The 9,592-nt window shown below is 73.4% G+C and carries 9 protein-coding genes; 5 read left to right on the top strand and 4 right to left on the bottom strand.

Annotation, left to right across the window (positions count from 1 at the left end; all coding sequences use genetic code 11):
* Together QH283_RS05025 and QH283_RS05020 are read right to left on the bottom strand one after the other, a co-directional pair.
* Positions 1 to 1,451, bottom strand: a 1,451-nt coding sequence (locus QH283_RS05025; RefSeq protein ID WP_280501841.1) for a DUF6049 family protein, incomplete at its 3' end; no start/stop codon positions are given.
* A complete protein-coding gene (locus tag QH283_RS05020; protein ID WP_280501840.1) occupies positions 1,448 to 1,993 on the bottom strand; it encodes an NUDIX hydrolase in 546 nt (181 codons plus the stop codon). The genes QH283_RS05020 and QH283_RS05025, both read right to left, overlap by 4 nt.
* 115 nt (positions 1,994 to 2,108) lie before the next feature.
* On the opposite strand from QH283_RS05020, the gene QH283_RS05015 reads away from it, so the two are divergent.
* Positions 2,109 to 3,572, top strand: coding sequence for a CCA tRNA nucleotidyltransferase (locus tag QH283_RS05015; protein ID WP_280501839.1), 1,464 nt, complete (start codon positions 2,109 to 2,111; stop codon positions 3,570 to 3,572).
* Between the two features lie 20 nt (positions 3,573 to 3,592).
* On the opposite strand, the gene QH283_RS05010 is transcribed toward QH283_RS05015, so the two are convergent.
* The gene (locus QH283_RS05010; RefSeq protein WP_280501838.1) at positions 3,593 to 4,411 is read right to left on the bottom strand and encodes a hypothetical protein; all 819 of its coding nucleotides are present in this window, start codon (positions 4,409 to 4,411) and stop codon (positions 3,593 to 3,595) included.
* Between the two features lie 103 nt (positions 4,412 to 4,514).
* Between QH283_RS05010 and QH283_RS05005 the strand changes: the two genes are divergently transcribed.
* The 3 genes from QH283_RS05005 (at position 4,515) to QH283_RS04995 (ending at position 7,042) form a co-directional block, all read left to right on the top strand.
* The gene (locus QH283_RS05005; RefSeq protein WP_280501842.1) at positions 4,515 to 5,282 is read left to right on the top strand and encodes a LamB/YcsF family protein; all 768 of its coding nucleotides are present in this window, start codon (positions 4,515 to 4,517) and stop codon (positions 5,280 to 5,282) included.
* A 75-nt stretch (positions 5,283 to 5,357) separates the two neighbouring features.
* Complete coding sequence (locus tag QH283_RS05000; RefSeq protein WP_280501837.1) at positions 5,358 to 6,191, top strand: 5-oxoprolinase subunit B family protein; 834 nt, start codon at positions 5,358 to 5,360, stop codon at positions 6,189 to 6,191.
* Complete coding sequence (locus QH283_RS04995) at positions 6,188 to 7,042, top strand: biotin-dependent carboxyltransferase family protein (protein WP_280501836.1); 855 nt, start codon at positions 6,188 to 6,190, stop codon at positions 7,040 to 7,042. Before QH283_RS05000 ends, QH283_RS04995 begins: the two co-directional genes overlap by 4 nt.
* A gap of 68 nt (positions 7,043 to 7,110) precedes the next feature.
* On the opposite strand, the gene QH283_RS04990 is transcribed toward QH283_RS04995, so the two are convergent.
* On the bottom strand, positions 7,111 to 8,760 hold the full coding sequence (locus QH283_RS04990) for a DUF4185 domain-containing protein (RefSeq protein ID WP_280501835.1): 1,650 nt from the start codon (positions 8,758 to 8,760) through the stop codon (positions 7,111 to 7,113).
* 104 nt (positions 8,761 to 8,864) lie between these two features.
* Between QH283_RS04990 and QH283_RS04985 the strand changes: the two genes are divergently transcribed.
* Complete coding sequence (locus QH283_RS04985; RefSeq protein WP_280501834.1) at positions 8,865 to 9,458, top strand: hypothetical protein; 594 nt, start codon at positions 8,865 to 8,867, stop codon at positions 9,456 to 9,458.
* Positions 9,459 to 9,592 lie beyond the last annotated feature (134 nt).

Here is a 9,592-nt window from a genome sequence, read left to right as displayed (position 1 = left end):
CACCAGATGGGGTGGGGGGCCCCGCGCCGCGGGGGGCCCGCGGGGGGGGGGGGCGGGGGCGGGGGGAGCGCCGACGGCGGCGCGGGGGCGGGGGGCGGCGCTTGCGGGGCGGGGGCGGCGGGCGCGACGGGTTCGGCGCTGATCTGCGGCACCCGAACGAGCTCGGGTGCGGGCGCGGGATCGGGCGCGGCCCAGGTGCCGCCGTAGGTGTAGTCGCGGGTGAGCGCCGATTCCGCGCCCGCGGTGCCCTCGGGCACGGTCGAGGTGCCTGCCAGCAGTGCGGTGCCGTAGCCCTGCGCGCGCAGCAGCGAGGCGCCCGCGTGATCGAGTTCGCCCGCGTCGGGCAGCGCGACGCCGCGCACCGAGCGCACCCCGAGCACCGCGTCCACGATCTCGGCGGGCTCGGCCAGCGCGCGCGTGGTCAGCGCCGGGTCGCCGACCGCGGCCAGCGCCGCCGGGTCGACCTGGGCGAAGGGCAGGGCCACCGTGCACAGGGTGGGCGCAAGCGCGCGCAGTCTCTCCAGCCAGGCAGCGGCCTGTTCCCCGCCGCTGCCCTGCCTGGTCGCGCCGTCCGGGTCGGACGGGCTGGCCAGCACCCGGTAGCCGGAGGTCATCGCCTGGGCGGTCAGCAGCAGGTCGGGGTCGATGGCCAGGCAGACCGAGGAGGCCAGCGCCTCGTCGCGGCTGCGGCCGGTCCCGACGACCGTCTCCAGGGTGCCGAGCAGCTGGTCGAGCCTGCCGCCGGTGGCCAGCGAGCCCGCCAGTTCGTCGTCGGTGAGCACGACGGTGCTGTCCGGCCCGCCGGTGATGCCGCCCACCATGCGTGGCCGGTCGGCCAGCGGCCAGATCATCGTGGTGGCCACCGGTGCGGGCGAGGGCGGGATGTGCGTGTCGGGGAACTGCGGAACGCCGAGCACCGGCAGCAGGAAGCGCGCGTCGTCCAGCCTGGCCTGACCGCCGTAGGCGGGGGTCCCGTTGACGTTCACCAGCACCGGGTACACCCCGGGCTCGATGATCTGCAGCGAGGCCGCCACGTCCGAGTACAGCGGGATGCTGACCGTGAACTGCCGCCGCTGGCCGGGGCTCAGCTCCTCGACCACGTCCTCGAACGGGCCGACCAGGTCGAAGTTCACCTGATCGAGTTGCAGGGTGGAGCGCAGCTGGGAGGGCTCGGACACCGCGGCGGCGCGCTGCAGGCGCACGGAGACGTCCTGCACCGGGCGGTCGCCGATATTGGTGACCGTGCCCGCCACGGTGAGCACCGGTTCCGAGGCCGGGGTCACCGTCGACGGGGTGACCGAATCCACCGCCAGCTTCACGAATCTGGGGGTCGTGGTGCTCGAGCCGGACGGCTGAGCCGCGGCGGGTACGGCAGTGGTCCCCGCCACCATCACGACCGAGCCCAGCAGAGTCAGGACCGCGACGAACAGCCGGAACAGCCCACGCGTCATTGCTTGCCGGTCTCCATCCGGTCGATCAACCGATTCGCCACCTCCGCCAGACGTCGTTCGTCGGCGTAGGCCAATCGGGAATTCAACTCCGTCAACGGAACCCACGCCACCTGCGTGACCTCCACGTCCGCGTCGGAGAGTTCGCCGCCCACCGAACGGAGCAGGTAATGGTGCACCGTCTTGTGGACGCGGCGTCCTTCCGTGACGAACCAATAATCGATATCACCCAGCTCGGCGACCACCACACCCCTGATGCCGGTTTCCTCGGCGACCTCGCGGATCGCGGTCTGCTCCGGGGTCTCACCCTCTTCGATGTGGCCCTTGGGCAGCGACCACAGCAGTCGGCCACGCCGGTCGGTGCGGCCGATCAGCGCGGCGCAGCGCTTCTCCGGCGGACCGTCCAGTCCGTCGACGACCAGTCCGCCGGCCGAGGTCTCCCGAACCGTGCGCATGCGCGGTTTGGGAGCATCGCCCGATTTCGCCGCCGAACCGCGGCGCCGCGGCTGGCGGCGTCGACTGTTCGCGCGATCGGCCGGAGACACCTGGCAAGCTTACTGTGTCGATTCCCCTCGCCCGCGCCGCGGCGCAGCAGCGGGTGGCGCTCGTGCCGCGAGATACAGTTCCCTCGTGGTTTCGTCCGAGTCCGGAGATGTCGTCGTGTCCGATCAAGCCGCCTCGGCCGCGGAGGAGAGGCGTACCCGGCTGCTGGCGTCGGCCGCGGTGACCCTCGGCGCGCTCGACGACGTGCTGACCCCGCTCGGCGGCCTGTTCGCCGCCCGAGGGCACGAGCTGTACCTGGTGGGCGGCAGCGTCCGCGACGCCGTGCTCGGCAGGTTGGGCACCGATCTGGACTTCACCACCGACGCCAGGCCGGAGCAGGTGCTCGAGATCGTGCGCGGCTGGGCCGACCACGTGTGGGACACCGGCGGCCTTGCCTTCGGCACGGTCAGCTCCGCCAAGGCGGGCTGGCAGATCGAGATCACCACCTTCCGCTCCGACAGCTACGACCGGGTCTCGCGCAATCCCGAGGTCACCTTCGGCGACTCGCTCGACGGCGACCTGGTGCGCCGCGACTTCACCGTCAACGCCATGGCGGTGCGCATCGCCGCCGACGGCTCGATGGAGTTCGTCGACCCGCTCGGCGGCATGGACGATCTGCTCGCGGGCGTGCTCGACACCCCGGCCGCGCCCGAGGACTCCTTCACCGACGACCCGCTGCGCATGCTGCGCGCCGCCCGCTTCGTCTCCCAGCTCGGCTTCGACCTCGCCCCGCGGGTGCGCGCGGCGATCACCGCGATGGCGGGCGAGATCGACCGGATCACCGCCGAGCGGGTGCGCACCGAACTCGACAAGCTGATCGCAGGCGAGCATCCCATCGACGGCATCGACATCATGTGCGAGACCGGCCTTGCCCAGCGCGTGCTGCCCGAGGTGCCCGCGATGAAGCTGGAGATCGACGAGCACCACCAGCACAAGGACGTGTACTGGCACTCGCTGACGGTGCTCAAGCAGGCCATCGATCTGGAGGACGGCGACCCGGACATGGTGCTGCGCTGGGCGGCGCTGCTGCACGACATCGGCAAGCCCGACACCAAGCGCAACGAGCCGGGCGGCGGCGTCTCCTTCCACCACCATGAGGTGGTCGGGGCCAAGATGGTGCGCAAGCGGATGCGCGCGCTGAAATACCCCAAGCAGTTCACCGAGGACGTCGCGCGCCTGGTCTTCCTGCACCTGCGCTTCCACGGTTACGGCAAGGGCCAGTGGACGGACTCGGCGGTGCGCCGCTACGTCACCGACGCCGGTGAACTGCTGCCCCGGCTGCACAAGCTGGTCCGCGCCGACTGCACCACCCGCAACAAGCGCCGCGCCGCCGCCCTCCAGGCCACCTACGACGATCTGGAGACCCGCATCGCGCGGCTGCGCGAGCAGGAGGACCTGGCCAAGGTCCGTCCCGACCTCGACGGCAACGCGATCATGGAGCTGCTCGATCTGCGGCCGGGGCCCGATGTCGGGCGGGCCTGGAACTTCCTCAAGGAGCTGCGCCTTGACCGCGGCCCGCTCGCGCGCGAGGAGGCCGAGGCCGCGCTGCTCGAGTGGTGGAAGACGCAGAAAAAGGGCTGAACCGGGGGCGGGCCGGGAGGTCAGAACAGCACGAGAGTGGTCCCGGCGACCACCGCGTCGCGGATCTGCGCCAAATCGAAGGAGGCGGTGGTCTCGGCCAGCCGCAGCCGGAAACGCACCAGCTCGCCCTCGCGGCTCGCGCGCTCGATCCGCAGGCCCGGCGGCAGCTCCCCCAACAGCACCCCCGGTGGCCGCGGGGTGAGCCTGCGCGGCAGCCGGATGCCGTTCCACCAGGCCCGATCCACTCTCAGCAGCAGCCGGTCGTCGGTGATCTCGCCGTCCACCAGCGCGGCCAGCCCCCGGGTGCGATGCACGGCCAGCAGCGTGCCGTCCCGGCGGCGGCGCACCCGCCAGGGCAGATCCGCCCCGTCGAGCCAGCGGACGAGTTCGGCGACGGTCAGCGTGCCGGTCAGGTCGATGCCGGTGACGCGGACCTTCGTCGGCACCCCGGGGATCAGGCGCACCCCGTGCGCCACCACCGTGACCGACTCGAACCGCCTGCCGTCCCAGTCGAGGCCGGACAGCACCGACCTGGCCTGGAAGTGCGCTCCGCTCCTGCGCACCCGCAGCACCCGCAGAGTGGCGCGCAACTCGTGTCCGATCACGGTGACCGTGATGTCGCGACCGCCGAAGCGGCTGAGGATGCCCTCGCTGAGCAGGGTGAGCAGAGTGTCCGGCAGCAGCGCGGTGACGGTGCCCGAGCCCATGTCCAGCACCGGGTCGACCCACGCGGTGCTCGCCGCCAGCCATTGCTCCAGCCAGGACTGGTCCAAGAGCCGACGGCCGATCCCGACGGCCCGCATCGGAGACCAGGAGGTCGGATCGAAGTACGCGGGCATGGCCGTTCGAGCGTACCGGCGCGGCCGGACACGTGGCGGACAGCAGTCCTCGGCGGCGGACAATGGAATCGGCAGGCGCACGACACCGGTGGAGGGAGAAACGATGCCGCTGGACCTCAACAGCGATCTCGGCGAGGGCTTCGGGCCGTGGACGATGGGCGACGACGCCGCCGTGCTCGACCTGGTGACCAGCGCCAACATCGCCTGCGGCTTCCACGCGGGCGACCCGTCGATCATGCGCCGCACCTGTGCGCTCGCCGCCGAACGCGACGTCCGTATCGGCGCCCAGGTCGGCCATCGTGACCTGGCGGGCTTCGGCAGGCGCGCCATCGAGGTGCCGCCGGAGGAACTGCGCGACGAGGTGCTCTATCAGATCGGCAGCCTGGACGCGTTCGCCCGCGCGGCGGGCAGCAAGGTCCGCTACGTCAAGCCGCACGGGGCGCTCTACCACCAGGCCAGCTCCCGTGCCGATCTCGCCGAGGCCGTGGTCACCGCCATGATCGACTACGGCACCGGCCTCGTTCTGCTCGGCCCGGCGGGCACCGAACTCGAACACGCCGCCCGCGCGGCCGGGGTGGAGTTCGTCGGCGAGGGCTTCGCCGACCGGGCCTACACCGGCAGCGGCAGGCTCGCCCCGCGCGGCGTCCCCGGAGCGGTCCTGCCCGCCGACGAGGCGGTGGCGCAGGCGCTGGCGATCGCCACCCGCGGCGAGGCCCGCGTGGTGCCAGGAGAGGGGCCGGAGCGGGCATCGGTCCCGGTGCGGGCGCGCAGCCTGTGCGTGCACGGCGACTCCCCCGCCGCGGTGGAGATGGCCCGGCGCATCAGGGCCGCGCTGGCCGAGGCGGGCGTGCCGGTGAAGGCCTTCGTGTGAATCCGGGTGTCCAGGTGCCTCGGTGCGTCGGGGCGGGCTGCGCGCCCGAGCGCGGGAACGGGCAGGAGGCCAGGGGTGGCCACTGATCCCCGCTTCCTGTCCGCGGGCGATCGCGCGTGGCTGATCGAGCCCGGCGGGGCGGGCTCGCCCACCGCGATCGCGGCCGCCCTGCGCCGCGCCCGCATCCCCGGCGTCGAGGACATCCTGCCCGCCGCCGAAACCGTTCTGGTGACCGTGCACTCCCCCGCCGCCGCCGACCGGGTCCGCGGCGCGGCCCGTGAGTTGCTGCGCGATCTCGCCGCCTCGCCGTCCGCCGCCGCGCACCAGGACGGCCGGCACCCGGCCGTTCCCGATGCCACCGCCGCTGCGCCCGCGGCCGCCGATGTTTCCCGTGGAACACCGCCGCTCGCCGCGCCTGCCCCGGACGAGGACCCGGTGATCGTCTGCGTCCACTACGACGGCGAAGACCTCGACCGCGTGGCCGGGTTGCTCGGCATCGACGTGCCCACCGTGATCGCCCGGCACACCGGCGCCCTGTGGCGCTGCGAATTCGCCGGCTTCGCCCCCGGTTTCGGCTATCTGCGCACCGCCGACACCGATCTGACGGTCCCCCGCCGCGACCGCGCACGCACCTCCGTCCCCGCGGGCGCGGTGGCGCTGGCGGGCGGCTACTCCGCGGTCTATCCGCGCAGCTCCCCCGGTGGCTGGCAGCTCATCGGCCACACCGACGCCGTCCTGTGGGACGAGCGCCGCGACCCGCCCGCCCTCATCCGGGCCGGCGCCACCGTCCGATTCGTCGACGCAGGTCGCACGGCCCGCGACCGCAGCGCCCCGAGACGCGAAGACGCTCGCGGGGATCGCGGCGCGGGCGGCGACGGCGACCCCGGGCGCGAGGAGACAGGACGATGATGCGCGTGCTCGCGGTCGGCCCATCGGCCACCGTGCAGGATCTGGGCAGGCCGGGCTGGTTCGACTCCGGTGTCGGCGTCTCGGGCGCGGCCGACCGGGCGTCCCTGCGGCTGGCCAACCGGCTGGTCGGCAATCCCGAGGACGCGGCCGCGATCGAGGTGCTGCTCGGCGGGCTGGCGATCCGCGCGGAGGAACCGCACCTGGTGGCCGTCACCGGCGCGCCCGCGCCCGCCACCGTGGACGGTGTGCCGGTCGGGCACGCCACGGCGCTGCCGCTGGACGCGGGGCAGACCCTGCGGCTCGGATTCGCCCCGTGCGGCCTGCGGTCCTATGTGTCGATCCGGGGCGGGGTGGTGGTGGAGCCGGTGCTCGGCTCACGCAGTCGCGACACCCTGGCCGGGCTCGGGCCGGAGCCGCTGCGGCCGGGTGCGCCGCTGCCGATCGGCCCGGCGCCACCGACCTGGCCGCCGGTCGATTTCGCGCCGGTCGCGCCGCTTCCCGAGGTCGTCGAGGTGCGGGCGATACCGGGTCCGAGGGCGGACCGGTTCGCCGACCCGCAGGCGCTGTTCGCCGGTTCGTGGGCGGTCGCCACGGAGACCGACCGGGTGGGCGCGCGCCTGCACCGCCGGTCCGGTCCGCCGCTGCGGCGCGCGATGGACGGTGAACTGCCCACCGAGGGCATGGCGCTCGGCGCTGTGCAGGTCCCGCCCAGCGGGGAGCCGGTGGTGTTCCTGGCCGATCATCCGATCACCGGCGGTTATCCGGTGATCGCCGTGGTGTGCGACGCCGACGTCGACCTGGTCGCCCAGGCCAGGCCGGGGCAGCCACTGCGTTTCCGCCGGGCGGGCTGACGGGCACTGCGCCGGTCGCGCCGACGGACCGGCGGATGGGAGCCGAGCGCTGGTCGGCGCGGAGCGGGTCAACGCCCGAGCAACCGCGCCCGCATGAGGTAGACGTTGTAGCTGTCCCAGGCCGACATGGTGAAGTACAGGTCGCCGCCGCTCGACCACGGGTGGATGAATCCGCCGTAGGCTTTCGGGTAGTCGGCGGTGTACAGCACCGGGACGGCCTCGCTCCACGCGCCCTGCGGGCTGGTGGCCTCGCGCAGCACGATGGCGCCGCGCACGGAGTCGAGGTAGGTCATCTGCCAGCGGCCGGTCTGTTCGTCGTAGCGCACCGACAGTTCGGAGGCGATGCCGAGGAACAGCGGCGTGGCGTCGCTCTCGGCGGCGGGCCGCCAGGTTCCGTCCACCCAGTACTGGTAGGCCGACTTGTTTAGCACGTGCTCCTTGGGCACCCTGGCCAGCCCGGTGACGCCGACGCGGCCGTTGGGTGTGCCGAACATGTAGACGTGATCGCCGTGCGGCACCATCGCGGTCACCTGGAACCGGCCGAGGCCGAACAGGTTGTCCCAGCGGGCGTGCTGATCTTTGGTCCAGGTGGACCCGTTGTCGTCGGACCAGGCGATGCCGCCGTGGTTGGTGTACCAGAGGCCGGGCACCGCGCTCCAGCGGCGGACCGACATGTAACTCATGTACTGCCTGCCGTCGAGCGCGAAGCCGGAGGTGGGGATGACCGTGGTCTCGTAGTTCTTGATCTTGCGGCTGGACAGCAGTTCCGCGGCGTGGCAACGGTCGTCCTGGATCATGGAGTCGATGGTCAGGCCGTCGGAGAGGTCGGTGTCGGCGCTGAATCCGAGCACGTTGGAGCGCCAGTCCGAGCCGCCGGCCCCGCCGTAGGTCCAGCCCTCGCCGAAGGTGTCGCCGAAGGCCACCGCCACCTCGCCCGGCCTGCTCTCCCACATGATGCCCAGGTCGGTGCCGTGCACCCGCCAGCGCACGTCGGTGCGGTTGAGCGAGCCGTGGCCGGTGACCTGGCCGACCAGTTCGGTCCCGCCGACGGCGGGAGCGGTGGGCGCGGGCGCGAGCGGGCCGGGCTCGACGTCGGGGCTCTTGGCGGGCGGGGCGGGCTGCGGGTCGGGGCGCGGGCCGCCGGGGATCGGGATCGGGATGGGCTCGATCTGCGGCCGGACCTCCAGGCGCGGCAACTCGATGCCGAAGACGCTGCCGCTGCCCATGCTGCTCCCGGTTTCCGCGGAGCCGGTCCCGGCGCCGCCCGACACGTCCCTGGCGGGCTCACCGGAGTACGCGCCGTCCTCGCCCGCATCCGCGCCCTGTCCGTGCTCGCCCGGTGTGGCGGGTTCGCCCTGCGCGCCAGGTGCGGCGGGTTCGCGCAGGTCGGGGCAGGGATCGCCGCACGGATCCGCGGGCAGCGGGTCGGCGGCCACCCGCACCTGCGGCGGGGGTGGTTCGTGCACTGGCACGAAGGTCAGCTCGGGCAGCGGGTAGAACAGCTCGATCTTCTCCGGCAGCAGCAGCGGCGGCCTCGGCTCGGACGGCAGCGGCAGCCGCGCCAGCGGATCGAATCCTTGCTCCCCGCATTGGTTCACCGGGGCCGGGCTCCACAGCTGGGGTGCGGCGAGCGCTGGAACCGTCGCGGTGCCCACCAGCCCGGTGACGAGAAATCCGAGCAGCAGCGGGGTACTCGGCTTGCTCGGCAACGCTGTCATCGGCCGATCACCTTGCCCGTCACCACGAAGATCAACTTACCCTCGCCGGTACGGATTCGTCCCCGAGACGGAACCGCGATCCGGTTTCCGGCGTCCAAACCCATATGACCGACATCGAGTACTCGTTCGGCACCGGCGACGGCGTCGTCCACGAATGGTCGAGTGCCGCGGATCCGGCCCTGGCGGGTACCGGTTTGAGCGACGCGGTTCGCCTGGATTTCGACGGCGACGGCCTGGCCGACGACGCCCTCTGGGATTCGGCGGGCACGGGCATCGCCGACATCGCCGCTCTCGACCTCGACGACGACGGCATCCCCGACCACTTCTTCACCGACCCCACCGGCCTCGGCACCTGGGACCACCGGATCTCCGGCGCCCCCGCCGACGCGGACGAGGAACCTCTGGCCTGGATCACCCGCACCGGACCGGCTCCGGGGCATCCGGCCTCGACCACTCCCGAGGCGACCGGCGGTGTCCCGGCCTCGGACGGTGTCGGCCCGACGGGAGACACGGTCCGCTCCGGCTGCGAACCAGTCCCCGGTGAGGTCGATCCGGCCCCCGGCTGCGACGTCGCCTTCGTCCCGCCGGGCCACAGTCTGCTCGTCGAGCCCGGGGAGTACGCGGGCCGCCACGGCGACAGGCGCGCCGGCCTGTCGGCTGCCGAGATCCCCGCGACCGTCGCGGAGACAGGCTCCTGAGCCGCTCGTGTCCGGTGGTCCGCCGGGGACGGCGTGACCCGCGGGCGCCCCCGCCGGGTGACCGCGCCGCGCCCCGCCCCCCGCGCGGACCCCCCCCCGCCCCCCCCCCCCCACCCCCCCGCCCGCCCCCCCTC

Origin of the sequence: Nocardia farcinica (genome assembly GCF_029867845.1) — a bacterium.
Taxonomy (GTDB): domain Bacteria; phylum Actinomycetota; class Actinomycetes; order Mycobacteriales; family Mycobacteriaceae; genus Nocardia; species Nocardia farcinica_A.
The sequence above is the reverse complement of the archived record's forward strand: the minus strand, read 5'-3'. Positions and strand labels throughout refer to the sequence as shown.

Coding starts and splice junctions, on each gene's coding strand:
- QH283_RS04985 (WP_280501834.1), top strand. CDS start 8,865: ATGACCGACATCGAGTACTCGTTCGGCACCGGCGACGGCGTCGTCCAC.
- QH283_RS04990 (WP_280501835.1), bottom strand. CDS start 8,760: ATGACAGCGTTGCCGAGCAAGCCGAGTACCCCGCTGCTGCTCGGATTT.
- QH283_RS05005 (WP_280501842.1), top strand. CDS start 4,515: ATGCCGCTGGACCTCAACAGCGATCTCGGCGAGGGCTTCGGGCCGTGG.
- QH283_RS04995 (WP_280501836.1), top strand. CDS start 6,188: ATGATGCGCGTGCTCGCGGTCGGCCCATCGGCCACCGTGCAGGATCTG.
- QH283_RS05010 (WP_280501838.1), bottom strand. CDS start 4,411: ATGCCCGCGTACTTCGATCCGACCTCCTGGTCTCCGATGCGGGCCGTC.